Genomic DNA, 17639 nt, shown 5'->3' with positions numbered 1-17639 from the left:
CCACCCGGAGCGGCCCGCCGGCGATCAGTCCGGCAGCCGCACGAAGCGGTTGCTCAGCGTGCCCAGCCCGGTCAGCGTCACGTCGACCACGTCGCCGTCGCGCAGGTCGGGCGAATGGCCGTCGGTGCCCATCCAGAGAATGTCGCCGGGTTGCAGGGTGAGATAGCGGCTCATGGTGCTGATGAATGTGTCGACGCCGAACAGCATGTCGGCGGTGCCGAAGCGGGTGCTCTCGCGGCCGTTGACGCTGACCACCGTCTCCATGCGCGCCAGGTCCGGATCGGTCTCGATCCAGGGGCCCATCGGCTTGAAGGTGTCGGTGTTCTTGGAGCGCCAGAAGGTGCGGTCGGACGCCTGCCAATCGCGCGCGCTGACGTCGTTGCCGATGGTGTAGCCGAGGATGCCGGCGCGCACCTCGTCGGGCCGCACGTGCTTCATGCGCTTGCCGATCACCACCACCAGCTCGCCCTCGTAGTGCACGCGGGTGGCGTCGGCCGGCATCAGCACGTCCTGCCCGTGCGCCCGCAGCGCGTTGTTGGCGCGGTAGCCGACGTCGGGCTGGGCGGGGATGTTCTTGCCCTCGGTGCCGATGTGCTGGACGTAGTTCAGGCCGACGCAATAGAAGGTCGGCGGGATAACCGGCACCTCGATCCGCACGTCGGCCAGGCGCAGCGATTCGTTGCGCCTTTCATGGCCGTTGAACGGGTCGCCGCGCACCGGCGTGACGCGGTCGTCGTCGAGGATGCCGTAGAACGTCTGGCCGTCGTGGGTGCAGCGTATCCATTTCATGGTGGGTTCCTTCAGGCCGCCTGGGCGGAAAAACCGGGATCGTCGTTGGCCATGCGGGTGATGAGCCATGCGCCGTCGCGGCGCGCCAGTTCGATGTGAGTGGTGCGGATGCTATCGATGCCCGTCAACGGCGCGGGGCCGGACAGCGCCGCGCCGCTGTCGTGGCGCACCACCAGCATGTAGGCGCGCATCGCGCAGCGGTCCGCGTTCCAGGCGTGCGCCGCCAGGTTGCTGATCAGGTGGTGGATGCGCTGGGTCGGGGAGCGGCGCGCCAGCGCCGCCAGCACGGCGTCGCGGCCGGCCAGCGTCTGGCCCTGGCGCAGCCAGACGCCGTCGGGGGCGAGACGCCGCACCAGGTCGTCGTAGCGGTTCTCGTCCAGGTCGCGAAAAAACGCCATGACCTGGTTGTGGCACAGCGACAGGGGATCGCTCATGGGGATATCGTCCTCAGCATGGTTTCATCGATGGCGGCCAGCGTGTCGGCGCCGCACAGTTGCATGGTGCGCGCCAGTTCGTCGCGCAATATCTCCAGCGCCTTGCAGGCGCCGGGGTGGCCGCCCGCCAGCACGCCGTAGAGCGTGGCGCGGCCGGTCAACACGCCCGCCGCGCCCAGCGCCAGCGCCTTGAAGATGTCGCTGCCGCGCCGCACGCCGCCGTCCAGCAGCACCGGCACCCGGCCGCGCGCGGCGGCGATCACTTCCGGCAAGGCGGCCAGCGTTGCGATGCCGGTGTCGAGCTGCCGGCCGCCGTGGTTGGAGACGACCAGCGCGTCGGCGCCGATGCCGACGATGGCGTCCACGTCCAGGGCATTGACCACGCCCTTGACGATGAGCTTGCCTTGCCAGCCGTCGCGCAGCCGCGCCAGGTCGTCGAGCCTGAACGCCGGATCGTAGTTGCGGCCGGCGACGGACTTCATCGCCTTGCGGTCCGCGGCGACCGGCGCCAGGCCCGCCAGGCTGGGCATGGCCGGCGGACGCCGCAGCAGCATGTCCAGCGACCAGGCGGGCTTGCGCGCGAACTGGAAGACGTTGCGCGGATTGAGCTTCATGGGGAACGCCAGCCCGTGCGCCAGGTCGCGTTCACGTTTGCCGCCCACCGGCAGGTCCACCGTGATCATCAGCGCCTCATAGCCGGCGACGGCGGCGCGCCGGATCAGGTCCGCGAGCCGGGCCTTGTCCTGCAGGATGTAGGCCTGGAACCAGAGCCGGCCGGGCGCGCGGTCGGCGATCTCCTCGATCGACGCGGTGGCGGACGTGGACAGGGCGTAGGGAATGCCGGCCTGCGCCGCGGCGCGCGCCAGCGCCACGTCGCCGCCACGCCAGCCGAAGCCGACCGCGCCGGTGGGGGCGATGGCGCAGGGCAGGGCGGCGGGCGCGCCCAGCAGCAGCCCGGCCAGGTCGACCCGCGAGACATCGCGCAGCACCCGCGGCGCCAGCCGCAGGCGCTGGAACGCGCCGACGTTCTCGCGCAGCGTGATCTCGTCTTCGGCGCCGCCGTCGAAGAAGTCGAACACCGGCCGCGGCAGGCGCGCCCGGGCCGCGGCGCGCAGGCGCTCGATGGAATAGCAATCGTCCAGCCGGGCGCTCATTGCAGGCTGCTCCGGTGGGCCATCATTCGCCTTTGACATTGCCTTTCTTGATGACGTCGGCCCAGCGCTTGCGGTCCTGCACCAGGAACTGGCTGAACTGCTCCGGCGTGCCGCCGTCGGCCAGGGCGCCGAGCGAGGCGAGCTGCTGCCGCACGGCCGGATCGGCCAGGGCCTCGTTGGCGGCCTGGTTCAGCTTGTCGACGATGGCCTTGGGCGTGGCGGGCGGCGCCAGCATGCCGACCCAGGTGGCGGCCTCGTCGAAGCCGGGATAGCCCAGGCTTTCGAGCGTCGGCACGCCGGGAAAGTCGGGTTGCGGTTCGCGCGTGCCGATGGCCAGCACGCGCAACTGCTTCTGCGCCACGTAGTTGGCGATGCCGACGCTGGGATAGAACATGAACGAAATGCGCCCCGCCAGCATTTCCTGCAGGGCCGGCCCGTTGCCCTTGAAGGGCACGTGCATCATGCGCGCGCCGGTCATGTTGGACAGCATCTCGGCCGTCAGGTGGGCCGACCCGCCGATGCCCGACGAGCCGAAGGTGAGCTTGTCCGGGCTGGCCTTGGCCGCGGCCACCAGCTCCTGCATGGTCTTGTAGGGCGAGCCGTAGCTCGTCACCACCACCATCGGCAGCTTGGCGAAATTGCCGACGGGGGTGAAGTCCTTGACGGCGTCATAGTTGTAGCGCTCGGGGTACAGCAGCGGATTCACGTTCAGGGTGAGCGAGGTCACCAGCACCTTGTAGCCGTCGGGTTCCGACCGCATCACGTCGTTGGCGGCGATGGATGCGCTGGCGCCCGGCTTGTTCTCCACCACGATCGAGGCCTTCAGGCTCTCGGACATGCGCTTGGCCAGGATGCGGGCGATCACGTCGGTCGGTCCGCCGGCCGCGTAGCCGACCTCCATGCGGATCGGCCGCGATGGATAGTCGTCGGCCAGGGCGGGCGCGGCGGCGCCCGCGCCGATCAGCGCGGCGCACAGCAGGTTGGTCCATTTTCTTGTGTTCATGATGTCTCCTCCTTGTGTTGGTATCAGTATTGGTCGGGGAAGTACCGGTCCGCCATGACCTGGCAGCGCTTGATCAGGCGCGGCTCGTCGGGGCGGTAGTCGGCCACCGCGTTATGGATGGTCCCCATGTTGTCCCACATCAGCACGTCGCCTTCCTGCCACTGGTGGCGATAGCGGTACTTCTCCTGCAACTGGTGCTGGAACAGGAAGTCCAGCACCTCGGCGCTGCGCGCCTCGGGCAATTCGTTGATCCTCACGGAATACCCGGGGTTGGCGTACAGCACCTTGCGGCCCGTGATCGGGTGCGTCAGGAACACCGGGTGCGACACCGGCGGCTTGCGGCGCTTCTGTTCTTCTGTCAGCGGCGGGCGGGTACTGCCTTTTTCGCGCCGCATCATCTCCCAGAACTTGTTGAAGTCGTGGGTGATGGTCATGCCGTCCAACTCGTCCTTCAAGGCTTGCGGCAGGTCGTCATAGGCGGCGTGCATGTTCGAGAACTCGGTGTTGCCCAGCGACTTGCCGTCGCGCACCGGGATGCGGATGCCGTACAGCACGTTGCTGAAGGCGATGGTGCGGCTGTAGGACATGTCGGTGTGCCAGTCCTGGCCGGCATCGCTCAGGCCCACGGGCTTGCCGTTTTCCACCATGTTCGACAGGATCATCACTTCCGGCAGGCCGGGCTCGAAATACATGTTGGCGACGTTCACTTCCAGCGTGCCGAAGCGCTCGGCGAATGCCTTCAGGTGCGGCGCCTCCAGCGCCTGTTGCGGGAAGCTGACCACGCCATGCCGGCCCAGCGCCGCCTCGATGGCGCGGTAGTCGGCCTCGGTCAAGGGGCGGGCCAGGTCGATATCCAGGATGCGGGCGCCCAACGAGCCCCCGCCAGCAACGATCTTCATGATGTCTCCGTTCTCGGGATGGGGAAGGCACGGACGGCCTTCCTGGGATGCCGGCGCGCTAGAACGCGGCCCGCAGAATTGCCAGGACCTCGGTCGCGTCAAAGACCGGGCGGGGATTGAGCGCCAGCCCGCGTTCCGTCATCACATCGCGGGCCAGGGGCGCCAACGCGTCGGCTGCCACGCCCAGCTCCGACAACCGGGCCGGCATGGCGTGGCGCCGCTGGATGCCGCGCACCCAGGCCGACAGCGTGGCGTGGGGCCGCCGCGCCCGCTGGTTGACCGCGTCGAGCGCGGGCCGCAATGCGTCGGCCGCCACCGCTTCGTTGAAGGCCAGCGCATGCGGCAGGATCGCGCTGTTGACCGCGCCGTGCGACAGCCGCTGGCGCGATGCCACGACGTGGCAGATGGCGTGATGCAGGCAGCTGCGCGCCATCGACAGGGCCAGCCCGGCCAGGTGCGCCGCCTGCAGGATCGCGCCGCGCGCGTCGTGGCCGGCGAGGCTGTCGCCGTCGAGGGCGGCGTCGAACAGCCGGATCGCCTGCACGGCGATGCAATCGGACACGGGCGAGCGTCCCCGTGAATACAAGGCCTCCAGCGCATGGGCGATGCCGTTCATGGCGCTGTCGCGCAGCAGCGCGACGGGCTGGTCCGCGCTCAGGCGCGGATCGATCAGCAGGGTCGCCGCCGCTACCCGGCGGTTCCAGAACATCAGCTTGTGGCCGTCTTCGCGGCGCACGCCGAACGACGACGTGGCTTCCGCGCCCGAGGCGGTGGTGGGGATGCCGATGATGGGCAGCTGCAGGCGGACGCGTCGCGGGATGCGCACCGTGGACGGCGGCTCGAAGGTGGTGACGTGATCGGCCAGGCGGCCGCCTTCGGCCAGCAGCAGGGCCAGGGCCTTGGCGGTATCGGCCACGCTGCCGCCGCCAATGGCGATCAGGCTGTCCGCGCCGAATGCCCGCACTTTTTCGGCCATTGTTTCCACAACGTCGACACTGGAGTGCCGCGGAACCGCCGGGAGCCGCAGGTGGTCGAGCCCGTTCCAACAGGCGGACAGCGCTTCGAAGGCGGCGGATCGCGTCATCGCTTCCTGCGCCAGGATCGCCGGCCGGAAACAGCCAAGCGCGTCGAGTTCTTTTAATATCAAGGCCGACACGCCATCGCCGAAACAGACATGGGTACCGAACAGGTGATAGTCGAAAGCGGCGGCGCTGGCGTCGGCAGCGGGAGGACGGTCTTGGCTCATGCGGCCAGTATAGAGACGCCGATTGCCCTGAAAAATCACCAAACAAGGAAATCGTTTTTTCCTTTTTGGAAACACACGGGTCGGGAATGAACGTTATCGATTGCCTCGAAGTCTTCGCCGAAGTCGGCAAGAGCCTGAGTTTTTCCAAGGCGGCGGAAAGCCTGGCGTCAAGCCGTTCGGCGGTCACCAAGAAGATCGCCTGGCTCGAAGCGCACTTCGAAGTGCAGCTGCTCAACCGCAACACCAAGCACGTCAGCCTGACCGAGAGCGGCCGGCTGCTGCTGGAAAACGCCGATACGCTGGCGCTGAGCCTGATGAACCTGAAAGAACTGGTGCAGGGGCCGGTGCTGACCGCCAGCGGCCGCATCCGCATCGGCACGCCGCCGTCGTTCGGCACCGTGCACATGGTGCCGGCGATCCAGGATTTCCTGGCGCGCTATCCCGCGATCAAGGTGTCGCTGCTGATCGACGACGGCCGCGGCGACCTGATCGCCGAGAACCTCGACCTGTCCGTGCGCATCGCGCCGCGGCTGAAGGATTCCAACCAGATCGCCTATAAGATCACGCTGGTGCCGCAGGTGGTGGTGGCGACGCGGGACTATCTCGCGCGCCATGGCCGGCCGGAGAAACCGCAGGACCTGGAGCGGCACAACTGCCTGGTGCACAACCTGAAGGCGCCCACCGGGCAGTGGAGTTTCACCGACGCCCAGTCAAACACCCACGTGGTGCGGGTGGCGGGCTCATTCAATTCGAACCTGGGCGAAGCGTTGATGAACATGACCAAGCGCGGCGGCGGGGTGTCGATGCACCCGCGATACATGGTCGAGCAGGACATCGCCGACGGGGCGCTGGAAGTGCTGCTGCCGGGCTATGAGCCGCAGGGGCTGGACATCCACGCGGTCGTGCAGACCCGCCGCAACCAGCCCGACAAGGTCAGGCTGATCGTGGAACACCTGCGCAACTGGTTCAAGGACGCCGACTGGACGCGCTGAGCGCAGCCCGCCGGCATCCTAGCGGAACACCACGGTCTTGTTGCGGTTGAGCAGGATGCGGTGCTCGACGTGGCTGCGCACGGCGCGCGACAGCACCAGCGACTCGATGTCGCTGCCGACCTGGGTCAGGTCCTGCGCCGTCATGGTGTGGTCGACGCGCTCGATGTCCTGGTCGATGATCGGGCCTTCGTCCAGGTCCGAAGTCACGAAGTGGGCGGTGGCGCCGATGATCTTGACGCCGCGCGCATGCGCCTGGTGGTACGGACGGGCGCCCTTGAAGCTGGGCAGGAAGCTGTGGTGGATGTTGATGGCGCGGCCGTTCAGCGCGCGACACATGTCGGCCGACAGGATCTGCATGTAGCGCGCCAGCACCACCAGGTCGATCTCGTAGCGGTCCACCAGCGCCAGCACCTGCTGTTCCTGTTCGGCCTTGGTGTCGGCCGTGACGGGCAGGTGATGGAACGGGATGCCGTAGGACGCGGCCAGGCCGGCGTAGTCGTTGTGGTTCGAGACGATGGCCGCCACTTCGGCATGCAGCTGGCCGCTGTGCACGCGGAACAGCAGGTCGTTCAGGCAGTGGCCCTGCTTGCTGACCATGATCAGCAGGCGTTCCTTGCGGCGCGCATCGTGCAGCTGCAATTCCATGCCGTACTCGGCCGCCATTTCGTCCAGGCGGGCGCGCAGCGCGTCCGGGGCCGTGTCTGCCGGCAGGTCGAAGTGCACCCGCAGGAAGAAGCGGCCGGTCTCTTCGTCGCCGAACTGCTGCGAATCCAGGATGTTGCAGCCCGATTCGAACAACAGGCCGCTGACGCGGAAGACGATGCCGGTGCGGTCGGGGCAGGACAGGGTCAGGATGTAGTCGTTGTGCTGCATGATTCAGTGGGAAGGATGGGAAGAAGCGTCGTCGGCCAGCCGCGCCAGGGTTTCCTCGGCCAGCGCCAGGCTGGAGGTCAGGCCGGGCGATTCTATGCCAAACAGGTTCACCAGGCCGCGCACGCCATGGGCGGCGGGGCCGGCGATGACGAAGTCGGCGGCCGGTTCGTGCGGCCCGGAGATCTTGGGGCGGATGCCGGTGTAGCCGGGCGCCAGCGCCTCGTCCGGCAGGGCCGGCCAGTAGCTGCGCACGGCGGCGTAGAAGACCTCGGCGCGGGCCGGGTCGAGGGTGTAGTCCTCGGTGCCGACCCATTCGGTGTCGGGGCCGAACTTGGCCTGCCCGCCCATGTCGAGCGTCAGGTGCACGCCCAGGCCGGCGTGTTGCGGCACCGGATAGATCAGGCGCGAGAACGGGGCGCGGCCGGACAGCGTGAAATAGCTGCCCTTGCACAGGTAATCGGTGGGGATGCTGGCGGCGGGCACGCCGTCGATGCGGCGCGCCAGGGCCGGCGCCTGCAGGCCGGCCGAATTGATCAGCACGTTGCAGCTCAGGCTCATGGCGTCATCGCCGCCGAACTGCAGGTCGAAGCCGCCTTCGGGGCGCACCCGGCCGGACACCAGCGGCGTATGGAACACGCACTGCGCGCCGGCATTCTCGGCGTCGCCCTGGTAGGCCAGCATCAGCGCATGGCTGTCGACGATGCCGGTGGATGGCGACACCAGCGCCGCCGTGCAGCGCAGCGCCGGCTCCAGCCGCATGGCGTCTTCGCCGGAAATGAACTGCAGGTCGTCCACGCCGTTGGCGCGGGCGCGCTGCGCGATGCCTTCGAGCTGGGCGGCCTGCTCCGCGCTGGTGGCCACGATCAGCTTGCCCAGCCGCTTGTGCGGAATGCCGCGCTCGGCGCAATAGGCGTACAGCAGGTGCTTGCCGCGCACGCAGAGGCGGGCCTTGAGGCTGCCCGCCGGGTAATAGATGCCGGCGTGGATGACTTCCGAGTTGCGCGAGCTGGTGCCGGTGCCGATGGCCTCGGTGGCCTCGGCCACCAGCACTTCGCGGCCGGACTGGGCCAGGGCGCGGGCGATGGCCAGGCCGACCACGCCGGCGCCGATGACGACGCAATCGACGTCGACGGCGCTCACGGCGTCTTCCTGTCGGCGCGGGCGCCGGCCGGCGTCAGGTCGAAGCCGCCCGCATGGAACACCAGCGGCGGTTCGCCGCTATGGCCGCAACGTTCGACTTCTCCGACCATGATGACGTGATCTCCCTCGACATAGCGGCTGCGGTTGTGGCATTCGAACCAAGCGGCGCAATGGCCGTCCAGCATCGGCGTGCCGCCCGGCGCGTGGTGCACGGTCAGGCCGGCGTAGCGGTCGGGCGTCTTGCCGGTGGCGAAGCGCCGCGCCAGCGCGATCTGTTCGGCGCTCAGCACGTTGACCACGTAGCGCTGGCACTGCTCGAAGGCGGCCAGCGACGAGGAATTGCGCGACAGGCTCCACAGCACCAGCGGCGGATTCAGGGACACCGAGTTGAACGAACTGACCGTGAGCCCGATGGGGGCGCCATCGAGGTCGGCGGTGGTCACGACCGTGACGCCGGTGGCGTAACGGCCCAGCGCGGTGCGGAAGAAGGCAGCGTCGAAATCAGGGGAGGAGGCTGGCATGCAAGTGATAGATGGGGCGGGCGCCGCGCACGGCGCCCGGCGGCGTCAAGGCGACAGGCGTTCGATCTTCCAGCCCTGGCCGTCGGCGACGTAGCGCAGGCGGTCGTGCAGGCGCGAGGGCCGGCCTTGCCAGAACTCCATCGCGGTGGGCTTGAGGCGGTAGCCGCCCCAGTGCGGCGGGCGCGGCGGCTGGTCGCCGTAGCGGGCGCGGAATTCCTGCTCGCGGGCTTCGAGTTCGGCGCGGGTGATGGGCTGGCTCTGGCGCGAGGCCCAGGCGCCGATGCGCGAACCGGCCGGGCGGCTGTGATAGTAGGCGTCCGATTCCTCGGCCGGCACTTTTTCCACCACGCCCTCGATGCGCACCTGGCGCTCGAGCGGTTGCCAGAAGAACAGCAGGCAGGCGCGCGGCTCGGCCAGCAGGTCGGTGCCCTTGCGCGATTCGTAATTGGTGAAGAACGTGAAGCCGTGCTCGTCGAACCCCTTGATCAGGACGATGCGGGCGCTGGGCTGGCCGTCGGCGTCGACGGTGGCCAGGGTCATGGCATTGGGCTCGGGCACCTTGGCGGCCAGGGCCTCGTCGAACCAGCGAGTGAACTGCTCGAACGGGGAGGCGGCGGCCTCGCTTTCCAGCAGCACGTTCTTTTCGTAGCTTTGACGCAGATCGGAGACAGACATGGGGCGTTTGATTCAGCGTTGATAACAAGCAGTTTATACCGCCGAAGAACCCCGCCCCTCATTGACCCCGCGCAGGGCCCGGGCAAGTTTTTGCCCCGCGATGCCTCTGGCGCCTTCCGGCAGGGCCGGGCGCTCTTGCGCCAGGCTGGCGTCAGGCGCCCTCGGGCAGGGTCTGGCTGTCCTGTTCCAGGCGCCGGGCGATGGCGTCCAGGCGGGCGTCGTGGATACCCGCGGCGCGCAGCGCCTGGGCGGTCTGCACCACGTATTCGGTGCAGGGGCCGTAGCGGCCGGCGGCCCGGCGCACGATGGCGAGCAGTTCGGCGTCGGGCAGGGCGCGGATGTAGGCCGGGTTGTCCCGGTTCATGATGAACACCAGGGCGCGGACCGGTCCGTCCTCGGTGCTGCAGTTGATCCAGCGCGGCAGATAGGCGCCGGTGGACATCTCGCGGTCCCACAGGGCGGGGAAGTAGGCCGGCACCTGGCTGCCCGACAGGCGGTAGACCACCCCGCGGCAGGAGCCGCCGCGATCCAGGCCGAACACCAGGCCGGGGCATTCCGGCGTGCCGCGGTTGACCCGCGACCACAGGCACAGCGCGCGGTGGTGGCCGCGCAGGGTGGCCAGGCGGCGTTCCTCGAAATCGAAATCGGGGCGCCAGATCAGCGATCCGTAACCGTAGACCCAGACATCCTCGCCGTCGCGCCAGTGTTGCAGGGCGGTCCGCAGCGAGGCTTGCCGTTCTTCGGGCGTCCACAGGCGGAATGGCAGGCTGGCGCCGGCCACGGGAGGGGGGGACTGCATGTTCACGACTACGGTTTCCGGTCAGATTCGAGCGGGGGGTTGCGATTGGCCCAGCCTCCGGCCATCAGGGCCACGGAATAGGCCCAGAACAGCGGGGCGACGCCGATGACCGCGCCCAGCGCGCCGAATGTCAGCGGCAGGGAGACCTGCGAGCCGTTGATCAGCGCCATCCGCAAGCCCACGGCTTCGGCGGCGCGGCCCGGCGGCGAATGCTGGTGCAGCAACGACAGCATACTCGGTTGGCAGCATCCCAGCGCAAGCCCCAGGATGAACGACAGCACGATCAGGATGCTAACGTCGGTGAACAGCGGGTAAAGCATGAAGTCGATGGCGGCCGTGGCCATGGCCACCCGCACCAGTGTCCAGGACCGCACGCGGCGCTGGATGAAGGGCAATACCAGCCGGATGATGAACGTTGCCGCCGCGAACGAGGCAAGAATGATGCCGATGGTGGTGGCGGACAGGCCGATGGCGACGCCGAAGATCGGCACCACGAACAGGTGCGTGTCCCAGGCGCCCGACAGGATGGTGTTGACCATCAGGATGCGGCGCAGCGCCGGCACGGCCAGCAATTCGGTGACGCGGCGCCGTTCGGCTTCCTTGGCGCCGGCCAGTTGCGAATCCACCGCGCGCAATTGGTGACGCAGCATGTACAGACCGCCGGCCGACAGCAGCGGCCCCAGGGTCAGCAGGCCGAAAGCCAGGCGGGTGCCCAGGTTGTCGATCGCCAGCCCGGCGATCAGCGGCCCCGAGAACCCGGAGCCGGCCAATGCCAGCGACATCAGCGAGAAATTGCGCAGGCGCTGGGTCGGCTCGGCGTGGCCCAGCAGGTCCTGGGTGGCAACCTGGTGCAGCATGAAGCCGATGCCGATGCAACAGGATGCAACCAGCAGGGCGAACTGGGTCTGCGACAGGAATGGCAGCGCGGTGCCGACCGCGACCAGCGTGGTGCCGGTGACCAGCGGGCGGACGATGCCGACCCGGTCGACCCAGCGGCCGGCGCGCACCGAGAACAGCATCGGCAGCACCGCGAACACGGCCACCAGCGTGCCCACCTTGAAGGTCGACAGCCCCATCTGCAGCGCCGTCAGGGAGACAGTGATCCGTCCCCCGGTAAGCGCCACGTGGTTCAGCATGGCCAGCACGCACAACAGCGCCGCCCCGGAAAACTCCGGGGCGGCGCTGTTTGAAGAGGGGGAGGGGGGCGAATTGGACACGGATACGGCTTAACTGCATTCATTCTGTCCCTATCGTCGCGCTATGTCGAGGCGTGGTTTTTTTGCGCCGCCGCAATCCGGTTACATGAGTGGCGACAAGATAGGCGCCATCTATGGACCAACTGGGATGCGGATGGGGCAAGATGCCATCACGTTCGCGGCATGGGGCATATCTTCTTGCGGCGCAGCAGATGTATCGTCGATGCAACGGAACAATTGTTCCATTGTCTGGCCCAACCCGGCCCGCTTTACCGTTTTTCACCCTTTCGCCACAGATTGGCCATGCTTTGGCGCACATCGGCGTTTAGGATGGGCGTGCAGTATGGGCAAGCCCAGCCGACCCGATCCGTATTCAGTTATTCCGAGCGGCGGACCATGTCTCCGTCGCCCCATCCGAACCAGGTTCAATGAAAAAGCCTCGCAGCAAAGTCAAACGCTACGTCCTGATCGCCGTCGTTCTCCTGATCCTCGCCTTCGGCATCCGCGCCGCCTTTTTCTCATCGCCGCCGCCGCCCACCTTCGCCGTGGCCGAAGTCGTGCGCGGCAACCTCGAAGACAGCGTGCTGGCCAGCGGCACGATGGATGCCATCCAGCGCGTCAGCGTCGGCGCGCAGGCCACCGGCCAGTTGAAATCGCTGAAAGTGGCGCTGGGCGACCGCGTCAGCCGCGGGCAGCTGGTCGCCGAAATCGACGACATGACCCAGCAGAACGACCTGCGCAACGCCCAGGCCGCCTTGCAGACCCGCCGCGCCGAGCGCGCCGCCAAGGTCGCCACCCTGAAACAGGCCGAACTGGCCTTCCGCCGCCAGCGCCAGATGCTGGCGGCCGACGCCAGCTCGCGCGAGGCCTATGAAAACGCCGAGGCCACCCTGGGCGTGACGCGCGCCGAGATCGTCGCGCTGGACGCCCAGATCGCCCAGGCCGAGATCGAGGTGGACAAGGCCAAGGTCAACCTGGGCTACACCCGCATCGTCTCGCCGATCGACGGCGTGGTGGTGGCGGTGGTGACCAAGGAAGGCCAGACCGTCAACTCGTTCCAGAGCGCGCCCACCATCATCAAGGTGGCCCAGGTGGCCACCATGACGATCAAGGCGCAGATCTCCGAGGCCGACGTCACCCGGGTCAAGCCGGGCCTGCCGGTGTACTTCACCATCCTGGGCGAACCCGACCAGCGCTACCACGCCGAGCTGCGCGCGGTCGAGCCGGCGCCCGACTCGATCCAGAAGGACGACGCCACCGCGTCGCTGACCTCGTCCAGCTCCAGCTCGACCAGCGCGGCGGTCTATTACAACGGCCTGTTCGACGTGCCCAACCCGGACGAGAAGCTGCGCATCTCCATGACGGCGCAGGTCTCGATCGTGCTGGGCGAGGCGCGCGACGCCGTGGTGGTGCCGGCCTCGGCCCTGGGCAGGCGCGGCAAGGACGGCCGCTACGAGGTCCGGGTGGTCGGCAAGAACAACCAGACCGAGACCCGCCAGGTCAAGATCGGCATGAACAACAACGTGCAGGCGCAGGTGCTGGAAGGCCTGGAGGTGGGCGAGCGCGTGGTGTCGGCCGATGCCGCGCCGGTGGCCGCCGCAGCGGGACGCTGACATGGCCGAACCGTTGATTTCGCTGTCGGGGGTACGGCGCGAGTTTCCCGCGGGCGAGCAGACCATCGCCGTCCTCAAGGACATCAACCTGACCATCGAGGCCGGGGAGATGGTGGCCATCGTCGGCGCGTCCGGGTCGGGCAAGTCGACCCTGATGAACATCCTGGGCTGCCTGGACCGCGCCACCAGCGGCGACTACCGCGTCAGCGGCCGCAGCACCGGCGAACTGGACCCGGACGAGCTGGCCGAACTGCGCCGCGAGCATTTCGGTTTCATCTTCCAGCGCTACCATCTGCTGTCCGACCTGACGGCGCAGGGCAACGTCGAAGTGCCGGCCGTCTACGCCGGCAAGCGCCGCGAGGCGCGGCTGGCGCGCGCCGCCGAACTGCTCGAACGCCTGGGGCTGGGCGAACGCACCGGCCACCGTCCCGGCCAGTTGTCCGGCGGCCAGCAGCAGCGCGTGAGTATCGCCCGCGCGCTGATGAACGGCGGCGACATCATCCTGGCCGACGAGCCGACCGGCGCGCTGGACACGCACACCGGCCAGGAAGTGCTGCGCATCCTGGAAGAACTGAACGCCGCCGGCCACACCATCATCCTGGTCACGCACGACATGAACGTGGCGCGGCACGCGCAGCGCATCATCGAGATCAGCGACGGCGAGATCGTCTCGGACCAGCGCAATCCCGACGCGCCCCGCATCGAGGTGGCGCGAGAAGAAGCCGCGCCGCTGCCGCCGCGGCCGGCCTGGCAGGCCTACCTGGACCGCTGCGGCGAAGCGCTGCGCATGGCGCTGCTGGCCATGAACGCGCACCGCCTGCGCACCTCGCTGACCATGCTGGGCATCATCATCGGCATCGCCGCGGTGGTGTCGGTGGTGGCGCTGGGCGAGGGCTCGCGCCAGAAGATCCTGGAAGATATCAGCGAGATCGGCACCAACACCGTCGAGGTATTCCCCGGCAAGGACTTCGGCGACGAGAAGGCCGTCAACATCCGCACCCTGGTGCCGGCCGACGCCGAGGCGCTGTCGCGCGAATCCTATGTGGACAGCGTCACGCCCGAGGTCTCCACCAGCAGCACGCTGCGCTATCGCAACGTAGCGGTGAACGGCTCGATCCAGGGCGTGGGCGAGCAGTACTTCCGGGTGCGCGCGGTCAAGCTGGCGCAGGGCAAATTCTTCGACACCACCAGCGTGGCGCGGCGCGCCCAGGAAGTGGTGATCGACGAAAGCACTCGCAAGGCCCTGTTCGGCTCGCACACCGACCCCATCGGCCAGATCGTGTTCCTGGGGTCGATGCCGGCGCGGGTGATCGGCGTCACCAAGAAGAACGACACCGTGTTCGGCAACAACGAAACGCTGAACGTGTGGATTCCCTACACCACGGCGCTGTCGCGCGTGCTGGGGCAGCAGCATCTCAAGAGCATCACGGTGCGCGTCAACGACGCCGCGCCGCCGGCCGCGGCCGAGCAGGCCATCACCAAGGTGCTGCTGCGTCGCCACGTGGTGAAGGACTTCTTCGTCTTCAACACCGACGCGATCCGCAAAACCATCGAGCGCACCACCGCGACCATGACGCTGCTGGTGTCGTTGATCGCGCTGATCTCGCTGATGGTGGGCGGCATCGGCGTCATGAACATCATGCTGGTGTCGGTCACCGAGCGCACCCGCGAGATCGGCGTGCGCATGGCGGTGGGCGCGCGGCGCAGCGACATCATGCAGCAGTTCCTGATCGAGGCGGTGCTGGTCTGCCTGATCGGCGGCGCCGTGGGCATCGCGTTGTCGCTGGGCCTGGGCGTGCTGGTGTCGAAGGCCACCGGCGGCTCGTTCCGCATGATCTATTCGACCACGTCGATGGTGGCGGCGTTCACCTGCTCGACGCTGATCGGCGTGTTGTTCGGCTACTTACCGGCGCGCAATGCGGCGCGCCTGGATCCCGTCGAGGCGCTGGCCCGGGAATGAGGATGATGAAAGCTGTTTCCCTGATCTACAAACCCGCCGCCCTGGCCCTGGTGCTGGCCCTGGCCGGCTGCGGCGGCCTGCTCAAGAGCGACTACCAGACGCCCGCGACGCAGGCCCCGGCCGCCTGGAGCCATGGCGCCGGCGCCGACGCGCCGGCCAACGCGCTGGCGGCCGGCGGCGCCTGGTGGCGCAACTTCAACGATCCCGTGCTCGACGGCCTGGTCGACGGCGCGCTGGCGCGCAACAACGACCTGGCCGCCGCCGCCATCCGCGTGCGCCGCGCCCAGTTGCAGGCGGGCCTGGCGCAGGACCAGCTGATTCCGCAGCTGTCCGGCAACGGCAGCGTGACGCGCACGCGCAACCTGCGCGGCGAACGCGAGATCACGCGCACCAATAGCGCCGAACTGTCGATTGGCTACGAGGTCGACCTGTGGGGCAAGCTGTCGCGCCAGCTCGACGCCGCCGAATGGGAAGCACTGGCCAGCGAACAGGACCGCCAGAGTTCGGCGCTGTCGCTGGTGGGCACCACGGCCACGCTGTACTGGCAGACGGCCTTCATCAACCAGCGCATCGCCAGCAGCCTGGAGAGCATCGCCTACGCCCGCAAGACGCAGGACCTGGTGCGCGCGCAGTACGCCGCCGGGGGCGCCTCGGCGCTGGAACTGGCCGAGGCCGAGCAGACCGTGGCCAGCCAGCAGGCGGCGCACGCGCTGCTGGTGCAGCAGCGGGTGGAGTACGTCAATGCGCTGACGATCCTGTTCGATGGCCCGCCCGACCGTGTCATGGCCGATCCGCAGCGCCTGCCGCAATACCCGCTGCCGCAGGCGCGCGAAGGCGTGCCGGCCGAACTGCTGGGCCGCCGCCCCGACTTGCGCGCCGCCGAACTGCGCCTGCGCGAGTCGCTGTCGAACATCGACGCCGCGCGCGCGAGCTTCTATCCGACGCTGAACTTGACCGGCGCGCTGGGCAGCACCAGCCCGACGTTGTCGAATGTGCTGCAGAACCCGGTGGGCACGCTGACGGGGGCGCTGACGCTGCCGTTCCTGCAATTCAACCGCCTGAATCTGAATCTGAAGGTGTCGCGCACGGATTTCGATGAGCGGGTGGTGTCGTTCCGGCAGGCCTTGTACCAGGCGATGGCGGACGTCGAGAACGCACTCTCGAACCGCACTCAGTTGCGCCTGCAGGCGGAGCAGTTGGAGACGTCGTTGAAGGCGGCGCGCGAGGCCGAGCGCCTTTACGAAGTGCGCTACCGCGCCGGTTCGGTGTCGTTGCGGTTCTGGCTGGATGCGCAGGAAAAGCGGCGGGCGGCGGAAATCGCGCGGGATGAGAATGGCCTGAATCGCCTGGTGAATCAGGTGAAGGTCTATCAGGCGCTGGGCGGCGATGATGAAGCCCTGCCGGTGAACGATTCCGTCGGCATGAACGGGCGGTGATCCTCCCCCCGCCACACGCGGCTCAAGAACCCAACCCGCCGGCCATAATAAAATAGCCCCCATGAACCCCGCAGAAGAAAAAGCCGACATAGCCCGCCGCTTCGGCAGCCTCTCCCGCCTCTACGGCCCCGATGCCCCCGCGCGCCTGCAGAACGCCCATATCGCCATCGCCGGCCTGGGTGGCGTGGGCTCCTGGACGGTCGAAGCGCTGGCCCGTTGCGGCGTCGGCGCCCTGACGCTGATCGACCTGGACCACATCGCCGAATCCAACGTGAACCGGCAGATCCACGCCCTGACGCAAACCCTGGGGCAATCCAAGGTGGATGCCATGGCCGAGCGCGTCCTGGCCATCAATCCCGAGTGCCGGCTGACGCGCGTCGATGATTTCGTGTCGCCGGAGAACGTCGGGCAAGTGCTGCCCGGTCCCTACAACGCCATCATCGACTGCACCGACCAGGCCGCGGCCAAGATCGCCATGATCCTGCATGCGCGGGCGCTGGGGATTCCGATGCTGTTGTGCGGCGGCGCGGGCGGCAAGACCGATCCGTTGGCGTTGCGCGCCGGGGACCTGTCGGCTGCCGTCAACGATGCCTTGCTGTCCAAGCTGCGCAACAAGCTGCGGCGCGAGCATGGGTTTCCGCGGGCGTCCGACAAGAACGGCAAGGCGCTCAAGCGCGTGCCGAAGATGGGCATCCATGCCTTGTGGTTCGACCAGCCCGCCATCCTGCCCGACGAATGGACGCGGCAGGCCGAGGCCGAAGACGATATGGGCGCTTCGGGGCAGGCCGTGGCGCCGCAGGGGCTGTCCTGCGCCGGCTATGGCTCGGTGGTCACCGTGACCGCCGCCATGGGCATGGCGGCCGCCAACGAGGCCTTGCGGCTGGCGCTGTAAGGCGGGGGGCTGGCGCC

Annotated in this window: 17 protein-coding genes; 5 read left to right on the top strand and 12 right to left on the bottom strand. The window is 68.3% G+C overall.

Annotated elements, in window-relative coordinates:
- Window positions 1-24: 24 nt before the first annotated feature.
- From I6I07_RS01870 to I6I07_RS01845, 6 genes are read right to left on the bottom strand one after another with little or no spacing between them, the layout of a single operon-like run.
- Window positions 25-789 carry a fumarylacetoacetate hydrolase family protein gene (locus I6I07_RS01870; protein WP_198485514.1) on the bottom strand — a complete coding sequence of 255 codons (765 nt, stop codon included), beginning with the start codon at window positions 787-789 and terminating at the stop codon, window positions 25-27.
- An 11-nt stretch (window positions 790-800) separates the two neighbouring features.
- Complete coding sequence (locus tag I6I07_RS01865; RefSeq protein ID WP_198485513.1) at window positions 801-1223, bottom strand: nuclear transport factor 2 family protein; 423 nt, start codon at window positions 1221-1223, stop codon at window positions 801-803.
- Complete coding sequence (locus tag I6I07_RS01860; protein ID WP_198485512.1) at window positions 1220-2377, bottom strand: alpha-hydroxy acid oxidase; 1158 nt, start codon at window positions 2375-2377, stop codon at window positions 1220-1222. The genes I6I07_RS01865 and I6I07_RS01860 overlap by 4 nt, the downstream gene beginning before the upstream one ends.
- A 22-nt stretch (window positions 2378-2399) precedes the next feature.
- A complete protein-coding gene (locus tag I6I07_RS01855; protein WP_198485511.1) occupies window positions 2400-3380 on the bottom strand; it encodes a Bug family tripartite tricarboxylate transporter substrate binding protein in 981 nt (326 codons plus the stop codon).
- A 23-nt stretch (window positions 3381-3403) separates the two neighbouring features.
- Complete coding sequence (locus I6I07_RS01850) at window positions 3404-4279, bottom strand: TauD/TfdA dioxygenase family protein (protein ID WP_061072354.1); 876 nt, start codon at window positions 4277-4279, stop codon at window positions 3404-3406.
- 58 nt (window positions 4280-4337) lie between these two features.
- The gene (locus I6I07_RS01845) at window positions 4338-5525 is read right to left on the bottom strand and encodes an iron-containing alcohol dehydrogenase family protein (RefSeq protein WP_198485510.1); all 1188 of its coding nucleotides are present in this window, start codon (window positions 5523-5525) and stop codon (window positions 4338-4340) included.
- 86 nt (window positions 5526-5611) lie between these two features.
- On the opposite strand from I6I07_RS01845, the gene I6I07_RS01840 reads away from it, so the two are divergent.
- Window positions 5612-6517 (top strand): LysR family transcriptional regulator, encoded by a 906-nt coding sequence (locus I6I07_RS01840; protein WP_198485509.1) that lies wholly within the window; start codon window positions 5612-5614, stop codon window positions 6515-6517.
- A gap of 18 nt (window positions 6518-6535) precedes the next feature.
- Here I6I07_RS01840 and purU read toward each other — a convergent pair whose 3' ends face one another.
- From purU to I6I07_RS01810, 6 genes are all read right to left on the bottom strand, one after another.
- Window positions 6536-7390: a formyltetrahydrofolate deformylase gene (gene purU, locus I6I07_RS01835; protein WP_198485508.1), complete on the bottom strand. Its 855-nt coding sequence runs from the start codon at window positions 7388-7390 to the stop codon at window positions 6536-6538.
- 3 nt (window positions 7391-7393) lie between these two features.
- Complete coding sequence (locus I6I07_RS01830) at window positions 7394-8530, bottom strand: NAD(P)/FAD-dependent oxidoreductase (RefSeq protein ID WP_198485507.1); 1137 nt, start codon at window positions 8528-8530, stop codon at window positions 7394-7396.
- Complete coding sequence (locus tag I6I07_RS01825; protein WP_006393085.1) at window positions 8527-9051, bottom strand: flavin reductase family protein; 525 nt, start codon at window positions 9049-9051, stop codon at window positions 8527-8529. The genes I6I07_RS01830 and I6I07_RS01825 overlap by 4 nt, the downstream gene beginning before the upstream one ends.
- Before the next feature lie 45 nt (window positions 9052-9096).
- Window positions 9097-9726 (bottom strand): pyridoxamine 5'-phosphate oxidase, encoded by a 630-nt coding sequence (gene pdxH, locus I6I07_RS01820; protein WP_054434554.1) that lies wholly within the window; start codon window positions 9724-9726, stop codon window positions 9097-9099.
- Between the two features lie 151 nt (window positions 9727-9877).
- A complete protein-coding gene (locus tag I6I07_RS01815; RefSeq protein ID WP_420094538.1) occupies window positions 9878-10531 on the bottom strand; it encodes a gamma-glutamylcyclotransferase in 654 nt (217 codons plus the stop codon).
- A 2-nt stretch (window positions 10532-10533) separates the two neighbouring features.
- Window positions 10534-11742, bottom strand: coding sequence for an MFS transporter (locus tag I6I07_RS01810; protein WP_156333570.1), 1209 nt, complete (start codon window positions 11740-11742; stop codon window positions 10534-10536).
- Between the two features lie 407 nt (window positions 11743-12149).
- Between I6I07_RS01810 and I6I07_RS01805 the strand changes: the two genes are divergently transcribed.
- From I6I07_RS01805 to I6I07_RS01790, 4 genes are all read left to right on the top strand, one after another.
- Window positions 12150-13334 (top strand): efflux RND transporter periplasmic adaptor subunit, encoded by a 1185-nt coding sequence (locus I6I07_RS01805; protein ID WP_198485505.1) that lies wholly within the window; start codon window positions 12150-12152, stop codon window positions 13332-13334.
- Window position 13335: 1 nt separating this feature from the next.
- Window positions 13336-15294, top strand: a complete 1959-nt coding sequence (locus I6I07_RS01800; RefSeq protein WP_116522665.1) for a MacB family efflux pump subunit — start codon at window positions 13336-13338, stop codon at window positions 15292-15294.
- A 5-nt stretch (window positions 15295-15299) separates the two neighbouring features.
- Entirely contained in the window at window positions 15300-16730 is a 1431-nt protein-coding gene (locus I6I07_RS01795; protein ID WP_198485504.1) for an efflux transporter outer membrane subunit, read from the top strand.
- A 61-nt stretch (window positions 16731-16791) separates the two neighbouring features.
- On the top strand, window positions 16792-17622 hold the full coding sequence (locus I6I07_RS01790; protein ID WP_198485503.1) for a tRNA threonylcarbamoyladenosine dehydratase: 831 nt from the start codon (window positions 16792-16794) through the stop codon (window positions 17620-17622).
- The last annotated feature ends 17 nt before the right edge of the window (window positions 17623-17639 follow it).

The organism is Achromobacter deleyi (genome assembly GCF_016127315.1).
Classification (GTDB): Bacteria; Pseudomonadota; Gammaproteobacteria; order Burkholderiales; family Burkholderiaceae_B; genus Achromobacter; species Achromobacter insuavis_A.
Note: the sequence above shows the minus strand (reverse complement) of the source record. Positions and strands in the feature narration are given on the sequence as shown.